This is a genomic window from Acuticoccus mangrovi (assembly GCF_016411865.1).
Lineage (GTDB): Bacteria > Pseudomonadota > Alphaproteobacteria > Rhizobiales > Amorphaceae > Acuticoccus > Acuticoccus mangrovi.
In genome coordinates this window covers 434829-450705 of record NZ_JAEKJA010000003.1, presented here as the reverse complement: position 1 = coordinate 450705, position 15877 = coordinate 434829, and the positions used below count along the sequence as shown (strand labels likewise).

Genomic DNA, 15877 nt, shown 5'->3' with positions numbered 1-15877 from the left:
TGGGGCGGTCAGTCCTTGTCGGCGAGGGGGCGGGCGGCGAAGCGCGGCTCGACCCGCGGGTCGGGCTCGATGTGGGCGTCGAAGCTCGGCACCAGCGCGTCGATGAGCGCCCCGGGGGCGAGCGGGGCGAGGTAGGCCATCGCCGCGAAGGGGAAGGGGAAGATGGTGGTGCGCCGCCCCGCCTCCACCGCGCCGATGATGCGGCGGGCGGCGGCGTCGGCGCTCACCTCGAACGGCTTGGCGCCCTTGTGGCGGGCCGACATCGGGCTCGTGATGAAGCCCGGGCAGATCACCGACACCGTGATGGCGTCGCGCTTGAGGCGCGGGCGCAGAGCGTGGGCGTAGGCGACGAGGCCGGCCTTGGTGGCGCTGTAGACGGCGAGATCGGGCGTCGGCAGCAGGCCGGAAACGGACGAGACGATGCCGATCCGCCGCGCCGTGTCAGGCCGCTTCTCCGCCGCCCGCATCGCGCCGACCACGGCGCGCACGCAGGCGATGGTGCCGACGAGGTTGGTGGCGACGAGGCGCTCGGTGTCGGCGGCCGATTCCAGCTCGCGCGGGGTGGCGGGGCCCGCCGAGAGGCCGGCGTTGGCGTAGAGGCCGACGACGGTGAAGCGCTCGGCGACGTGCTCCACCCAGTGCTCGAAGGCGTGGGTGGCGAGGTCGATCCGGCTCGAGATGGCTCGTCCGCCACGCGCCTCGACGGCGGCGGCGGCCCGATCGAGGCCTTCCGCGTTGCGGCCGACGAGGCCGAGGTGGAGGCCCGGCCGGGCGAGGCGCACCGCGATCGCCTGACCGATGCCGCTCGACGCGCCGGTGACGATGACGAGCGGCGGCCGCTCCTTCGGCGGCGCCGCGTCGTCGGCCGGGGGCTCGGCGGCGACCGCCATCTCAGCCCCGCTCGCGCAGGAGGCGAGCCTTGTCGCGCTGCCAGTCGCGCTGCTTCTGGCTCTCGCGCTTGTCGTGGGTCTTCTTGCCGCGAGCGAGGCCGAGCAGCACCTTCGCCATGCCGCGGGCGTTGAAGTACATGCGCAGCGGCACGATGGTGAGCCCCTCCTGGGCCACCGCGCCGATCAGCTTGTTCATCTCGCGCCGGTGGAGCAGCAGCTTCCGCGGCCGCTTGGTCTCGTGGTTGAAGCGGCCGGCCTGCTGATATTCGGGAACGTAGGCGTTGTAGAGCCACAATTCGCCGCCCGACTCGCCGGCGTAGGATTCGGCGATGTTGCTGCGGCCCTCGCGCAGCGACTTCACCTCGGTGCCGGCAAGCTGGATGCCGGCCTCGATGGTGTCGAGGATCTCGTAGTTGAAGCGCGCCTTGCGGTTCTCCGCGACCGTGCGCGCGTTGGGATCTGGGTTCTTGGGTTTGGCCATGGGCTCACTCGCGCGCCAGGCGCCTCTAGTAGGCGCAGATGGCGAACTGCGTTGCGTCGGAGATCCAGCACGCCCGGTCCGAGCCGGAGCGATAGAAGGTCCCGGGAAGTGGAACGTTGCGGTCGCCGTAGTTGACGAAACCGTCGGCCGCGTCCCGGGCGAACAGCGACACCGTGTAGGTCGGGCGCGCCGGGGCGGTGATGGTGAACGAGCCGTCGCCGCCGAACTGGCGGAAGTCGCAGCTATAGTGGCCGTCGTCGCTGTTGAAGCAGCGGGCGGACTTGGCCTCGGCCGTGGCGGAGACCAGGAGGCCGCTCCCGAGGACGGCGGCTGCAGTGAAGAGACGGACCATTCCGAACGCTCCTTGGAAATGCCGCCATTCTAGGCGTCGTGCGGGTGTCGCGCCAGCGCCGGCGCGATACCCGCACGGGCCGGTCAGTTGACGAGGCCGGCGTGGACCATCGCCTTGTCGATCAGCGCCGCGGTATGGGCGCTGACGGGCAGGATCGGCTCGCGCAGCTCGTTGGCGATGCGCCCGAGGCGAGAGAGGGCGTATTTAGCGCCGCCCGGGCTCGGCTCGATGAACATCGCGTCGTGCAGCGGCATCAGCCGGTCCTGCAGGGCGAGGGCGGCGGCGAAGTCGCCGGCGGCGCAGGCGTCCTGGAAGGCGGAGCATTCCTTGGGCGCCACGTTGGCGGTGACGGAGATGCAGCCGACGCCGCCGTGGGCGTTGAAGGCGAGGGCGGTCGCATCTTCGCCCGAGAGCTGGGTGAAGGTGGGGCCGCAGGCGGCGCGCTGGCGGCTGACGCGGGCAAGGTTCGCCGTCGCATCCTTCACCCCGACGATGTTGACGTGCTCGGCGGCGAGCTCGGCCATCGTCTCCACCGTCATGTCGATCACCGAGCGGGGCGGGATGTTGTAGATGATGATCGGCAGCGACGTCGCCTTGGCGATGGCGGAGAAGTGGGCCTTGAGGCCGGCCTGGTTGGGCTTGTTGTAGTAGGGCGTCACGACGAGCACGCCGGTGGCGCCGGCGGCCTCGGCGTGCTCGGCGAGGGCGATCGCCTCGCGCGTGGAGTTGGAGCCGGCGCCGGCGATCACCGGAACGCGGCCCGCCGTCGCCTCGACGCACAGCTCCACCACGCGGCGGTGCTCGGCGTGGGTGAGGGTGGGGGACTCGCCCGTGGTGCCCACCGGAACGAGGCCGTGGGTGCCGGAGGCGATTTGCCACTCGACCAGCTGCGTGAAGGCGCGCTCATCCACGGCCCCGTCACGAAACGGTGTCACGAGTGCCGTCAGGGATCCTTTGAACACGGCTTTGCCTCCGCTTATGGTTCGTTATGGCCGCCCCCTTGGTAGGCGCGGACCATGATCGCTTCAAGGCCACGGATCCGGTTACTAAATTGGCAAGGCCGTTTTGGTAAAGCGATCTCGATGTATCGAGTAGAGTCGGGGGTTGGCATGCGGATGTCGGGTTGGAGCGCGCTCATTGCAACCGGAGGATCGGTTTTGGTGAGCGGCGCGGTGTTCGCCGGCCCGTTGCCCCACCCCTATCCGGAGCGCGACGGCGCGGTCGCCGGCGCGCTCGTGCGCCGCGTCGCCGACGTCCCGGTGCCGCCGCGCCGGCCCTACCAGGCGAAGATCGTGGGGCGCGTGGAGGACGGGCGGATCGTGCCGATCACGCCGAGCGCCTTCGCCGCCCGCTCCGAGGGGCCGATCGACAACCTCTTCGCCGCCGCCGAGGAGGCCGCCGCCGCGGAGGCCCCGGCGGGGTCCGCCGCCGTTCCGGTGAAGACCGTCGCCCCCGTCGCCTTCGCCCCCGTCTCCGCCCCGGCCCCCGTTTCCGTGGCGCCGGAGCCGCAGACGGTCAGCCTCTTCGCCGGCCACGGCGGGGCGTCCGACGCCGCCGCCGACTTCTCGCGCTACGGCAATCGCTCCGGCTCGCTCAAGCAGGCGCTCGATGCTCTGCGCGCCGACGACTACAAGGAGACCATCGCCCGCCGCAACGGCCTCTCCGACCCGCTCGATCAGAAGATCGTCGACTATTTCCTGGTGCGCGCCGGCGACAACAGCGTCACCTCGGCGATGGTGATCGACTTCGCCCGCCGCGCCCCGGGCTGGCCCTCGCCGGAGCTCGTGCGGATCCGCGCCGAGGAGGCGCTGTCGCGCGAGAACCCCTCGCCCGACACGGTGATCCGCGCGATGGGCGGCAAGGCCGAATCGGCGGTGGGGGCGCGCCTTCTCGCCAAGGCCTACCTCGCCAAGGGCGACCGGGGGCGGGCGAAGGCGGTCGTCGACGGCGTGTGGCACACGACGGCGATGGGCACCTCGCTGGAGCTCGCCTTCGCCTCCGACTTCAGCTCGATCCTGACGATCGACGACCATCTCACCCGCATCGACAAGCTGGTCGCGCTGCATCGCTTCGACGAGGCGTCGGCGCTGAAGGTGCGGCTCGGCAGCGGGCCGCGCGCCTATCTCGCGGCACGGATCGCGGTGGCGACCGGCGCGAGCAATGCGCCGACGCTCCTGCGTCAGGTACCCTCGGACTATCGCCGACGGCCGGGCTATCGGCTGGCCGAGGTGGAGTGGAAGCGGCGCCAGGAGGACTACGAGGGCGCGGCCCGGCTCATCGAGGGCGTCAACCGCCGCGGCATCGTGGACAGCGACGCCTGGTGGGTGGAGACGCGCATCGTCGCCCGCTCGCTGGTGGAAAAGGGCGACGCCCGCGCCGCCTACAAGCTGGTGAGCAAGGGCTTCGCCGACGGCACCACCGAGAGCGCCGACGAGGCCTTTCACGCCGGCTGGATCGCGCTGCGGCTGAAGGACGGGCGCGCCGCCGACCGCCACTTCGCCGACCTTCAGAAGATGGCGACGACGCCGATCTCGCTGGCGCGGGCCGGCTACTGGCGCGGCCGCGCCGCCGAGCTCCGCGGTGACAAGGGGGGCGCGCGCACCCAGTATCGGGCGGCCGCGGCGTACGGCTTCACCTACTACGGCCAGCTCTCTCGCGCCGCGCTCGGCGAGACGAGCACCGGCGTCGGCCGTCCGCCGATGCCGACGGCCTCCGACCGCGCCGCCATCGCCAAGAGCGAGGTGGCCGAGGCGGTGCGCCGGCTGATCGCGGCGGGGCACGGCTATCGCATCTATCCGCTCCTCGACCACCTCGCCGAGACGGCGCCCACGGCGGGCCAGATCGTGCTCGTCGACGAGCTCGCCGCCAAGGCCGATCAGCCGCATCTGGGGCTGATGGTGGCGAAGGAGGGGCAGCGCCGCGGTCTGCCGGTGGGGCGCCTCGCCTATCCGACGAGCGCCATCCCGCGGACCGCCAAGATGCCCCAGGGGCTCGACCGGGCGCTCGTCTACGCGATCGCGCGGCAGGAGTCGCTGTTCAACTCCGGCGCGGTGAGCCCGGCGGGGGCACTCGGGCTGATGCAGGTGATGCCGCAGACCGCGGCGGCGATGGCGCGCGAACTCGGCATCTCCCATTCCACCGGCCGGCTCACCTCCGACCCGGCGCACAACGCCACCATCGGCGCGGCCTATCTCGCCAAGCGCCTCGGCCAGTTCGACGGGTCCTACATCCTCACCTTCGCCGCCTACAACGCGGGGGCGGGGCGGGTGAGCGAGTGGATCGACCGCTTCGGCGATCCGCGCGACCCCCGCGTCGATCCGGTCACCTGGGTGGAGGAGATCCCCTATCCGGAGACGCGCAACTACGTGCAGCGCGTGATGGAGAATGTTCAGGTCTATCGCGAGGGGCTCGGCACGGGTCATCTCGCCATCGGGTCCGATCTTCAGCGGGGGAGGGCGAGCTGAGCCGCACCATGACATTCGAGACGGCCGACGGGGTGCGTCTCGTCGCCGACGCCTATGGGCCGGAGGGCGCGATGCCGCCGGTCGTCTGCCTGCCGGGGCTGACGCGCAATGCGCGCGACTTCGCCCACCTCGCGGCCACCCTCGCCAAGGCCGATCCGAACGGGGCGCGGCGCGTCATCGTGCTGGAGTCGCGCGGCCGGGGGCGCTCGGCGTATGCCGATCCCGAGACCTACACGCTGCCGCAGGAGCTCGCCGACCTCGTCGCCGCGATGGACCATTGGGGCATCGAGCGCGCCGACGTCGTGGGCACCTCGCGCGGCGGGCTGATGGCGATGCTCCTCGCCATGACCGAGCCGCGCCGGCTCAACCGCGTGGTGCTCAACGACATCGGCCCGACGATCGAGCCGGCGGGTCTCGCGCGGATCGCCAAGGGCGTCGGCACCACGATGCATTTCGCCTCCTTCGAGGTGTTGGCGGAGGGGCTGAAGCGGGTCAACGCCTGCCAGTTCCCGCGGCTGACCGATGCGCAGTGGCGCCGCTTCGCCGGCCAGCTCGCGAGCCCGGACGGCGACGGCGTGTCGTTCGACTACGATCCGGCGCTGGCGGAGGGGTTCGCGAGCTTTTCCGCCGACCAGGCGGCGCCGGACTTCTGGCCCGCCTTCAACGCGCTGGTGGACCACAAGGTGATGGTGGTGCGGGGCGCGAACTCCGACATCCTGTCGGCGGCGACGGTGGAGGCGATGCGGCGCCGCCATCGCGGCCTCCACGCGCTGGTGGTGGCCGACGAGGGCCACGCCCCGCTGCTGTGGGACAAGATCAGCGTCGACACCATCAAAGAGTTCCTCCGCTCCTGACGCGCGCGGCGGGGGCGGCGCCCGCTCGCCCGCGTGCGACGCCGGGACGCTTCCACCCTCGGGCACCCGGCCCTATGTCCTGCCGATGACATCCGATCCCGCAGTTGCGTCCTCACCCCTCCGTTCCCCGCCGGCCGGAGAGGAGCAGCGGCGATGAGCCACGCGGAGGCGCATCACGAGCGGATCGCCTGGTCGGCGTCCGTCCTCGCGACGGTGCGGCAGGCGCCGGTGCCGACGCTCTTCGCGGCGGCGCTGACGCTGGTCCTCTACCATCTCGCCTTCGCCGAGCCGCGCACCGCGTTCGATACGGTGCTCGCCTATATGGCGGCCGGCGGCTTTCTGGCGGCGGCGACGGGGCAGGTCGTCGCCGGGTCGGTGGGCGCGCTCGTGGGCGGGGCCGGCGCGGTGGCGCTGATGGCGGGCGCCGACGTGCTCTTCGTGTCGCGTGCGCTCCTCGCCTTCTCCCTCGCCATCGCCGCGATCGGGGTGCCGCTGATCGGCCCGCCGATGGACCGGCAGGCGGCGTGGCGCTCGCTGGTGCGCTCGGCGACGGCGGCGCTCCTCGCGCTCGGCGGGGCGGGTGTGGTGATCCTCGGCGTGTGGTGGGTCGCGGCGGGGGTCGCCGCGCTTCTGGGGCTCGGCGTGGGGGTTGCGGCGTGGCGCATCGCCGGGCCGGTGGCGCTCGGCCTCCTCGCCCCGCTGATCTTCCTGACCTTGTCGGAGCGGGGCGCCGAGTCCGATCGCGTCGCCGACGCGCTCGGGAGCGTCGCTCAGATCCTCACCCGCCTGGTGGTGCTGCCGCTCCTCGCCTTCTACACCGCGGTGCTCGCCATCTATATCGGCCGCATCGTGGTGACGGGGACGATGCCGTCCAACGAGGTGGGTTGGATCGTGCCGCTCTTCGGCGTCGCCGGGGCGGCGTCCTACCTGGCGGTCGCGGGCAGCGCGGCGCCGGGGAGGATGGGGCGGCTGTTCCTCGTGAGCTGGTTTCCCGTGACCATCGCGCCGCTGGTGCTCTACGGCATCGCGCTGTGGATGCGGGTCGCGAGCGCCGGGGTCACGCCGGCGCGCTATCTCGGGGTCCTGTGCGGGGTCTGGCTCGCGGCGCTCGCGCTCGGAGCGTTGCCGGCGGGCCGGCGGTTCGACCCGCGCCTCATCGTGGTGACGCTCGCCCTGGTGCTGGCGCTCGGCGCCGTGGGGCCCTGGAGCCTGCGGCCGGTGGTGGCGAAGAGCCAGGCCGATCGGTTCGTCGAGCGGCTCGACGTGGCGGGCGTCGCGGGGCTCGCCGCGCTCGAGCCCAACGAGCGCTGGCGCGTCTGCTCGTCGATGCAGGCGGTGGAGGAGGTCGGCGGCCTGGACCGCCTCGCCCGCCGTCTCGGGGTGAGCGCCGACGCGCTCGCCGAGGCCTGCGGGCGGCGCATCCCGGGTCGCACGATGATCCGCTTCGCCGCCAAAGAGGCGGCGATCCGCACGTCGGGCCCCGCCTGGGTGTGGGGGCCGGTGGAGATCGGCGAGGGCCGCCGGATGGCGCGCGACCCGTCGGGCATCACGATCGACGTCGCCGCGGGGGTGGCGACGGTGACGGCGGGCAAGGCGAGGCACCGCTTCGACCTCGTCGCGGCCGCCCGGGAGCTCAAGGCGAGCCGGGCCGCCGAGACCGAGGCCGAGCCGGAGGTCGCGGCGGACGCTTCGACGCGGGAGTCCCGCGCGCAGGACGCTTCGGCGGAGGACGACGCGCCGGCCGGCAGCGATCCGCTCGTCTTGAGCGACGGGCCCGTGAGCCTCTGGGTGTGGTCGCTCGTCGCCTTGGAGGATCCCCGCCAGGCGGTGCTGCGGTCGGCGCGCGTCTCGGTGGTGGTCAGCGAGAGGGATGAGCCGCCACGCTGAAGGGCGCGGCGATCGCGTCCCCGGCGACGGCGGTGGTCGTCCGCTTCTTGGCGTTCGAGCGGTCCGCGTCGCGCTCCTGCGCGGCGATGGTCTGCAGCGCGCTTTCCGCCTGGGCGGCGACCTCGTCCTGATAGTTGACGAAGGGAATGGTGAGCCGGCAGCGGGTGCCTTCGGCCCCCGACGTGCGGTCCATCTTGCCGTCGAGGGCGCGCAGATACATGTCGACGAGGCGCATGCCGAGCCCGGTGGACTGGGCTTCGGCGTCGCCTTCGAGGCCGATACCGTCGTCGCTCACGTCGATCACGAGCTCGTCGTGGCGGACCGCCGTGGTGACGCTGATCGTACCGGGGGTGGTGCGGTTCTGGAAGGCGTACTTGGTGGAGTTGGCGATCAGCTCGTTGACGATGGCGCCGACGGAGATCGCCTTGTCGATGCTGATGGTGGCGGTGTCGCCGCTCACCGTGATGCGCCAGCCGTCGACGACGGGGCCGGCCATCCGCTCGATCGAGGTGCAGATGCTGCCGATATAGGGCTTGAGGTCGACCTCGCCGGTGTTCTCGTTGACGGCGAGGAGATCGTAGAGGGCGCCCATCGATTCCACGCGCGTGGCGATACGCTCCACCACGTCGCGGGCGGTGCCCTGGGGAATGCTGCGGCTCTCGATGCGCAGCATCGAGGTGATCGAGGCGATGTTGTTCTTCACGCGGTGGTGCACCTCGGTCATCATCGCGTCAATCTTGCGGATGTAGAGGGCGGCGGCGCGGTGGGCCATTTCGGCCTTCGTCACGTCCTGCACGGTGATGAGGATGTGATCCGTACCCGCCCCGTCGCGCACCACGCGGCGGGCGGTGAGGGCGAGGATGCGACGGCCGATGACGGGGAAGTGCTGCTCCATCAGGAAGCCGTTGATGGAGACGTCGTGCGGCAGCACGGCCTCGAGCAGGGTGCGCAGGGCGCCGGTGTCCCAGACCCCGCGGCAGAGGCGGAAGAAGCCCTCGCCGAGCGTCTCGTCCTCCGTGCCGTCGAACATCTGATAGTAGGCGAGATTGGCGTAGTGGACGACGAAGGCCTCGTCGATGACGAGCTGCGCCTTCGGCGAGGAGTTCACGATGTCGCGATAGCGCACCGTGCGGTCGTCTGCTCCGCTGTGGCCCATCCTGCTCCTTTCAGGCCGTGACGGAGGGTCCTCGCCGCGGCCTATACTCAATCGCGGCGGCCGGCCGAACCGGCGGCGCCACGTCACACGGTCCGTTCACGACTGCATCGAAGCGTTCCTCGTCGACCCGGTGCGACGGGCATAGCAGGTCGACCCGTCGCGGGGCTGGCATCGCGCGGGCGGAGCGGCGCCGGTGCGGCTCAGGCGCCGACGCGGCCTTCGGCTTGCCAGGCGGCGAAGTCGGCGCGGGCGCGCGTCGTCCACATCGCCTTGCGCTGGGCCTTCTTCTCGGCGCGGCGGCCGCGCAGGCGCACCGGCTCCTCGAACGGCGGGAACAGGCCGAAATTGATGTTCATCGGCTGGTAGGAGCGCGGCCGGCCCTCGGCCGCGTCGGCGGAGAGGTGGCCCCCGGTGATGTGGCCGAGGAGGGCGCCCATCGCCGTGGTCGGCGGCGGCGGGGCGAACGGCCGGCCGCTCAACTCGCCGCCATAGAAGCGGCCGGCGAGGAGGCCGGTGGCGGTCGCTTCGACGTAGCCTTCGCAGCCGGTGATCTGGCCGGCGAAGCGCAGGTTCGGCGCCACCGTGAGCCGCAGGGTCGGGTCGAGGAGGCGCGGCCCGTCGATATAGGTGTTGCGGTGGAGGCCGCCGAGGCGGGCGAACTCGGCGCCTTGGAGGCCCGGGATCATCCGGAACACGTCGGCCTGGGCGCCGTAGCGCAGCTTGGTCTGGAAGCCGACCATGTTGAAGAGGGTGCCGAGGGCGTTGTCCTGCCTCAGCTGCACGACGGCGTAGGGCTTGACCGTGGGCGCGTGCGCGTTGGTGAGGCCGAGCGGCTTCATCGGGCCGTGGCGCAGTGTCTCGCGACCGCGCTCGGCCATCACCTCGATGGGCAGGCAGCCGTCGAAATAGGGGGTGTCCTCGAAGTCCTTGAACGACACGCGGTCGGCCGACAGGAGGGCGTCGATGAAGGCCTCGTAGGTGTCGCGGTCCATCGGGCAGTTGAGGTAGTCGGCACCGGTGCCGCCGGGCCCGGGCTTGTCGTAGCGCGACTGGAACCAGGCGACGTCCATGTCGACGGTGTCGCGATAGACGATGGGGGCGATGGCGTCGAAGAAGGCGAGGGAATGGGCGCCGGTGCGCACGGTGATCGCGGCGGCGAGGGCGTCGCTCGTCAACGGGCCGGTGGCGACGATCGCGGCCCCGTCCGGCAGCGCGGCGATCTCCTCGCGCACGACGGTGATGTTGGGATGACCGGCGATCGCGGCGCCGACGGCGGCGGAGAAGGCTTCGCGGTCGACCGCCAGCGCGCCGCCGGCGGGCACCTGATGGGCGTCGGCGGCACGCATGATCAGCGAGCCGAGGTCGCGCAGCTCGGCGTGGAGGAGGCCGACGGCGTTGGTCTCGGCGTCGTCGGAGCGGAAGGAGTTGGAGCAGACGAGCTCGGCGAGGCCGTCGGTCCGGTGCGCCGCCGTGGTGCGGGTGGGGCGCATCTCGTGGAGGCGCACGCGGTGGCCGGCCTCGGCGAGCTGCCAAGCCGCCTCCGACCCCGAGAGCCCTCCGCCGATCACGTCGATGTCTGCCATGGGCGCCTACATGGCCGAGAGGGGCGCCGGGTTCAACCGGTGAAGTTGGGGAAAAGCGCGGCGACGGAGCGACCTCGCCAAATCGTTAACCAACATGATGCCGCGTCACGGCCAAGATCGGGGCAACATGGGGGCAATACGGGCCGGATCGTCGCGGTCCGGTGCCGGCAGGGAGAGTATTGTTGCTTCGTTTCGCCGTCCTTGCCGTCGTCCTCCTCGTCGGCGGCTGCATCAACCAGTATCGCGGCGAGCCGCGCATGTGGTTCGCCTCGCACGACGGCGTCGCGCCGCGCGAGGCGGGGCGCGTCAGCGTGTGCCACGGCTTCGGATGTCAGCTGAAGACGGGGATCGTGTTCAATGCCGAGGATCTCGCCGAGATGGGCAAGGTCATGGGCACGCCGGAGACGGCCGACGAGGAGCGCGCCTCGATCGCCAAGCTGATCGCCTGGATGGAGACGCGGGTCGCCGAGCCGGTCGGCTCCGCCGACGACATCGGCGGGCTCGACCTCTACAACGCCGGCAAGGCGGGGCAGATGGACTGCCTCGACGAGGCGAGCAACACCACGAGCTATCTGATGGTGGCCAACGAGGCCGGGCTGTTGCGCTTCCACAAGGTGGGCGGGCCGGTGGCGCGGGGCTTCTTCCTCGACGGGCGCTACCCGCATGCGACCGCGGTGGTGGTGTCGGAACGGGGGACGCCATGGGCGGTCGATTCGTGGCCGAATGCCAACGGCGTGGAGCCGGACGTGATGCCGCTCGCCATCTGGTTCAAGCGATCGAGCGCCCGCTGAGGGGACGTTTGGTCCGTCCTCGCGGGCGCCTGTCGCGCACGGCCGCGGGGGCCGTGAGGGGTCTCGGAGCCCGCCGCTGCCGACGGGCGTCGATCCGAACGGCGGCCTTCGTGATGGTCACGCCGTTCGAGCCGCTTGCCGGTTCCGGCAAGCGCGGGAGGTCGTCAGTGGGCCTCGTTCATCTGACGCAGCACGGCGGGGATGTCGCCGCGGCTGAGGCCGATGTCGCGCAGCTGGTCGTCGCTGAGGCGGGAGAGCTGGTCGGCGGTGTCGGCCATCTCGCGCCAGTGGTAGAGGCTGCGAAGGATGCGGTTGATCATGGGTCGCTCCGATTGATCGAGAATGTCTGTCTGGTGCGGACATAGTCGGGGCCGGAGGTGGGTTGATCCGCCACGTCGGCATGGCTGGATTGTGCATTGCGGTATGCTGGCGACGCGGCTCCGCGGAGCGCGCGAAGAACGCGACTGACCTCCCGGATTCCCTGGAAAAATCGATGGATGCTGCGACGCAGCGAGGGAGGCGTCGCAGGGTCTCTGCGCTGTGGGTTAGGCAGGCTTGCGCATGGCGCGGGGCTCGGCCGGGTCCGTCAGGGCTGAGCGGGCGCCTCGGCGGCGCGATCGCCCTCGCGCATGCGGAAGGGGGCAGGCGCTTCGGTGCGGCGCACGCGGAACGGGGCGGGCGCCGGCGAGGTGCGCCGCAGCAGGTCGCCGATGGCGTCGTGCTCGGGGGCCGCGGCGGCGGTCTGCCCGGCGTCCGCCGGCGGGGCGAGCTCGCTGCGCTCGTCCGGCGCGTGCGGTGGGACGGGAACGGCGGACGGCGTCGCTCCAGGCGCCGCCACCTCGGGCTCTCCCACCTCGGGCTCTCCCACCTCGGGCTCCTGCGGCGTCGGTGTGGTCGCCTCTGGCGTGGCCGCCCCGGGCTCGCGTGCGGGCTCATCGCCGGGGAGCGGCGGGTTGAGGGCGTCGGCTTCCGCGGCGAGCTCCTCGTTCTGCGCCTCGACCTCGTCGACCTGCCGTTCCAGTCGGGCAAGGCTCAGCCATGCGGCGAGGGCGGCGGCGTCGATGTGCCGCTGGGGCGCGTCGAGCGGGCCGGCGAAGGTGACCGTCACCGCCGGGGGCGAGCGGCCTTCGGGGGCGGCGACCGGCACGGTGAGGCTGCCGGTGAGGCGCCATGCCGCGAGGTCGGCCGTGGCGGAGAGGGTCGGCGGGCCGACCGGGGCCGACGGCAGCGCCGTGCCGAGCGCGATCTCGCGCACCGATGCGGCGCCGGCGGAGATCTCGATCGGCGTCGCGAGGGGCGTCGCGGTGGTGCCGTCGGCGAGGTGGCTCGCGACGGCCGCGGCGAGGGCGTCGGCGTCCATCGCGTCGGCGGCGGTGAGGGCGTCGCCGATGTCGAAGGGCGTCGGGCTCAGGCGCATCGTCGCGTCGGTCTCGATCTCGCCGGTGCCGGAGAGGCCGGCGATCAGGCCGGCGAGGGTGTAGCCCTCCGCCTCGGCCCGGGCTTCGAGGTCGAGCCGGCCGGTGGCGATCGGGCGGCTGTCGGTGCGCCACGCGAAGTCGCCGAGGGAGACGCCGTCGAGCGCGAGGGAGGCGGACACGCGCGCCCGTCCCTCCTCCCGGCGGATCGCGAGGTCGCCGGCGGCGAGGCCGTCGCCGAGACGGCCGCCGACCTCGCCGAGGGTCAGCCGATCGGGGCCGAGGGCGAGGGTGAAGCTCGCGTCGCGCACCAGCGTGGCGCCGAGGCGCAGCGTGGGCGTCGTGACGTCGAGGCTCGCCGGCAGGGGTGGCAGGAGGGGGGCGCCGAAGGCCGATGTCGACCACGGCGCGTCGGCCCCGGCGGCAAGGTCGGTGCCGAGGGCGAGGCGGGCGAGGGCGGCGACGTCCACCTCGCCGATCGCGAGCGAGCCGTGCACCTGCCCCGCCCCCGCGACGAGCTCACCGGAGACGCTGACGCCGTCCACCGAGCCGCGCAGATCGGTGAGGGCGAGGCCGTCGTCGCGGCTCTCCGCGTGGGCCTTGAGGCGGATGGCGGAGGCGGAGGGGAGCGGCTGCCCGAGCAGCGCGGCGAGGCGGTCGAGGCTTTCGGCGTTCGCCTCCAGATCGCCCGTCGCGAAGGGGCGGTCGTCGTAGCCGATGGTGCCGGAATAGCGCAGCGCCGCGCCGGCCGCCTCGGCGCTCGCGGTGGTGTCGAGGCCGTCGCGCGGAATGCCGGAGGCGCGCAGATGGAGGGTCGCCGGCCCCTCGGTCGCGCTGGTGTCGGTCGTGGTGTCTGTCGCGGCGTCGGGCCCGGCGTCGTGGCCGGCGTCGGGGGTGGAGAGGCCGACCTGCCGGGCGAGGACGGTGCCCTCGCGATTGGCCGCTTCCAGCGAGAGGGAGAGCGGCTGCGACAGGAGATCGGCCTGGAGGGCGCCCGTCAGCGAAAGCGCCACGTCGCTGCCGCCGAGGGTGCCGGAGAGGCGCACCGAAAGGTCCGCCGAGGCTCCGGTGGGCCGGCCGGAGAGGGAGAGGCGCACGTCGCCCGGCGCGAGCGCCGGCATCCTCGCCGCCAGCGCCTCGGCGAGGGCGCTGTCGGGAAACACCTCGCGAAGCCCCGCGGCGAGCGAGGCGCCGTCGTTGAGGAGCAGGGTGCCGTCGATCACCCCGACGGGCTCGTTGTAGAGGTCGCCGATCGAGCCGGAGGCGAACACCTGCGCGCCGGCGATGTCCTCGGCGGCGAAGGCGTCGATGGTGAGGGTGTCGCCCTTGAAGTCGGCGTCGACGGTGAGGGAGGAGCCCTCCACGCGCCCGGCGCGCAGCCGGTCGACGGCGAGGTCGACGGTGACGTTGGCGCCGCCGAGATCGGGCAGTCCCCCCGCCTCGGCGACGAGGCCGGCGCCGGAGCGGACGTCGGCCATGTCGAGGAGCGGGGCGCTGAGGCCGATCTCGAGGGCGGGGGCGCCGTCCCCCCCGTCGGCGGCGAGGCGGGCGCGGCCGGAGATCGCGGTGTCGCCGATCCTGAGGGCGAGGCGGGGCGCGTCGAGGCCGGCCGCGCTCGTCTCGACGTCGGCTTCGAGGATGATCGGGGCGACGGTGCGGCCGGTGGAGGGGGCGCCGGTCCACCAGCGGGCGAGGGCGGCGGGCTGGGCCGCGCTCGCCTTGACGTGGCCGGAGAAGCCCGCGGCGGAGATGCGCCCGTCGGCGTCGAGGGTGGTGTCGCCGGGGAGCAGCGCTTCGGCCCGCTCCAGCGCGACGCCGGAGATCGAGGTGCGCAAGGCGGCCGTCACGTCGCGGATCAGCGCGCCACCGGCGACGACGGTGCCGATGTCGAGCGTCACGCGCGCGTCCACCCCGTGCCCGCCGGCGCCCCAGAGGCTATGGGCGACGGGCGCGAGATGCGTCGCGAGGCGGCCGATCGCCTCTGCCGGCGGGGCGAGGGGGGCGGCGGCCGCCGCCTCGGCGGCGGGCACGGGGATTGCCGGGAGCGGTGCGCCGGTAATGGCGCGATCGATCCGGTCGAGGTCCACCTGGCGGGCCTCCAACGCCACCTCCAGCGGATCGGCGCCGGTGAGAGCGTAGCGGGCGCTCGCGGCGAGCTCCAGCGGGGCTGGCGCATCGCCCCACGACACCACGCCGCGCTCGACGCGAAGGGCGGTCGGATCGAGCGTCATTTCGCCGCGCGCCGACCAGCGCGGCCCGGCGGTGCTCTCCGCCGTCAGCCGGCCGGTGAGGGAGGGGGCGTCCGGGGCGGGCACCAGCGTGCCGTCGAAGCCGAGGCTCATGTCCTCGTCCTCCGGCGTGGCACGGATCGAGAGCGCCATCGAACCGTCGGCCTCGGGGGCGCCGCCGGCGATGCGCAGTGCGACGGGCGTGCCCCTCACCACGGCGGCGCCGCTGGCGTTGAAGGGACCACGCAGCGAGCGGGCGCTGCCGGTGAGGGAGACGTGCTCCAGCGTGCGGGTATGGCCGCTGCGCGCGTCGCTGAGGACGGCGCGCATGTCCTCCACCGCGATGTCCTCCACCATCACGCGGTCGACGTCGAAATAGCTGCCGAGGCGTCGCGGGCGGGTGATGTCGGGCACGGCGAGGCGCCCTGCGTCGCTCACCCGCAGGTAGACGGTGGGGCGGATGAGACGCATGTCGAGGATGTGCACCTCGCGCTTCAGGAGCGGCGTGAGGTCGACGTCGAGCTCGACGCTCTCCGCCTCGATCAGCGGGGCGTCCGCCGCGCCGATGCGCACGTTGGTGAACTTCACCCGCGGACGGGGCAGCAGCCGCACCTCCGCGTCGCCGTCGATCGCGACGTCGGTGCCGAGGATGCGGGAGGCGTTCTCCTCGATCGTCGCCCGATAGGCGGTCCAGTCGATGAAATAGGGGCCGACGACCGCCGCCGTCAGCGCCATGACCAGCGCCACCCCGATCGCAATGATCGTCCAGTTCACGC

At 72.8% G+C, this 15877-nt stretch carries 12 protein-coding genes; 4 read left to right on the top strand and 8 right to left on the bottom strand.

Annotated features, from left to right (window positions below):
• Positions 1–8: 8 nt before the first annotated feature.
• The 4 genes from JCR33_RS06040 to dapA all read right to left on the bottom strand — a co-directional run bounded on the left by JCR33_RS06040 (position 9) and on the right by dapA (position 2685).
• On the bottom strand, positions 9–890 hold the full coding sequence (locus tag JCR33_RS06040; protein WP_198881118.1) for an SDR family NAD(P)-dependent oxidoreductase: 882 nt from the start codon (positions 888–890) through the stop codon (positions 9–11).
• A gap of 1 nt (position 891) precedes the next feature.
• Positions 892–1371: an SsrA-binding protein SmpB gene (smpB, locus tag JCR33_RS06035; RefSeq protein WP_198881117.1), complete on the bottom strand. Its 480-nt coding sequence runs from the start codon at positions 1369–1371 to the stop codon at positions 892–894.
• 25 nt (positions 1372–1396) lie between these two features.
• Positions 1397–1723: a hypothetical protein gene (locus JCR33_RS06030; RefSeq protein WP_198881116.1), complete on the bottom strand. Its 327-nt coding sequence runs from the start codon at positions 1721–1723 to the stop codon at positions 1397–1399.
• An 83-nt stretch (positions 1724–1806) separates the two neighbouring features.
• Positions 1807–2685 (bottom strand): 4-hydroxy-tetrahydrodipicolinate synthase, encoded by an 879-nt coding sequence (dapA, locus tag JCR33_RS06025; RefSeq protein WP_198881115.1) that lies wholly within the window; start codon positions 2683–2685, stop codon positions 1807–1809.
• A gap of 198 nt (positions 2686–2883) precedes the next feature.
• Between dapA and JCR33_RS25480 the strand changes: the two genes are divergently transcribed.
• From JCR33_RS25480 to JCR33_RS06010, 3 genes are all read left to right on the top strand, one after another.
• Positions 2884–5187, top strand: a complete 2304-nt coding sequence (locus JCR33_RS25480) for a lytic transglycosylase domain-containing protein (protein WP_198881114.1) — start codon at positions 2884–2886, stop codon at positions 5185–5187.
• An 8-nt stretch (positions 5188–5195) separates the two neighbouring features.
• Complete coding sequence (locus tag JCR33_RS06015) at positions 5196–6041, top strand: alpha/beta fold hydrolase (protein ID WP_198881113.1); 846 nt, start codon at positions 5196–5198, stop codon at positions 6039–6041.
• Positions 6042–6194: 153 nt separating this feature from the next.
• Positions 6195–7928, top strand: coding sequence for a DUF4153 domain-containing protein (locus JCR33_RS06010; RefSeq protein ID WP_198881112.1), 1734 nt, complete (start codon positions 6195–6197; stop codon positions 7926–7928).
• Here the strand turns inward: JCR33_RS06010 and JCR33_RS06005 are convergent.
• Positions 7900–9084, bottom strand: coding sequence for a sensor histidine kinase (locus JCR33_RS06005; RefSeq protein ID WP_198881111.1), 1185 nt, complete (start codon positions 9082–9084; stop codon positions 7900–7902). The genes JCR33_RS06010 and JCR33_RS06005 overlap by 29 nt on opposite strands.
• 200 nt (positions 9085–9284) lie before the next feature.
• Positions 9285–10667: a methylenetetrahydrofolate--tRNA-(uracil(54)-C(5))-methyltransferase (FADH(2)-oxidizing) TrmFO gene (gene trmFO / locus JCR33_RS06000; RefSeq protein WP_198881110.1), complete on the bottom strand. Its 1383-nt coding sequence runs from the start codon at positions 10665–10667 to the stop codon at positions 9285–9287.
• A gap of 182 nt (positions 10668–10849) precedes the next feature.
• Here trmFO and JCR33_RS05995 point away from each other — a divergent pair, with 182 nt between their 5' ends.
• A complete protein-coding gene (locus tag JCR33_RS05995; protein ID WP_232372307.1) occupies positions 10850–11458 on the top strand; it encodes a hypothetical protein in 609 nt (202 codons plus the stop codon).
• A 164-nt stretch (positions 11459–11622) separates the two neighbouring features.
• Here the strand turns inward: JCR33_RS05995 and JCR33_RS05990 are convergent, their stop codons facing one another.
• Positions 11623–11778: a DUF1127 domain-containing protein gene (locus JCR33_RS05990; protein ID WP_198881108.1), complete on the bottom strand. Its 156-nt coding sequence runs from the start codon at positions 11776–11778 to the stop codon at positions 11623–11625.
• A gap of 266 nt (positions 11779–12044) precedes the next feature.
• Complete coding sequence (locus tag JCR33_RS25475; RefSeq protein WP_198881107.1) at positions 12045–15875, bottom strand: AsmA family protein; 3831 nt, start codon at positions 15873–15875, stop codon at positions 12045–12047.
• Between the last annotated feature and the right edge of the window lie 2 nt (positions 15876–15877).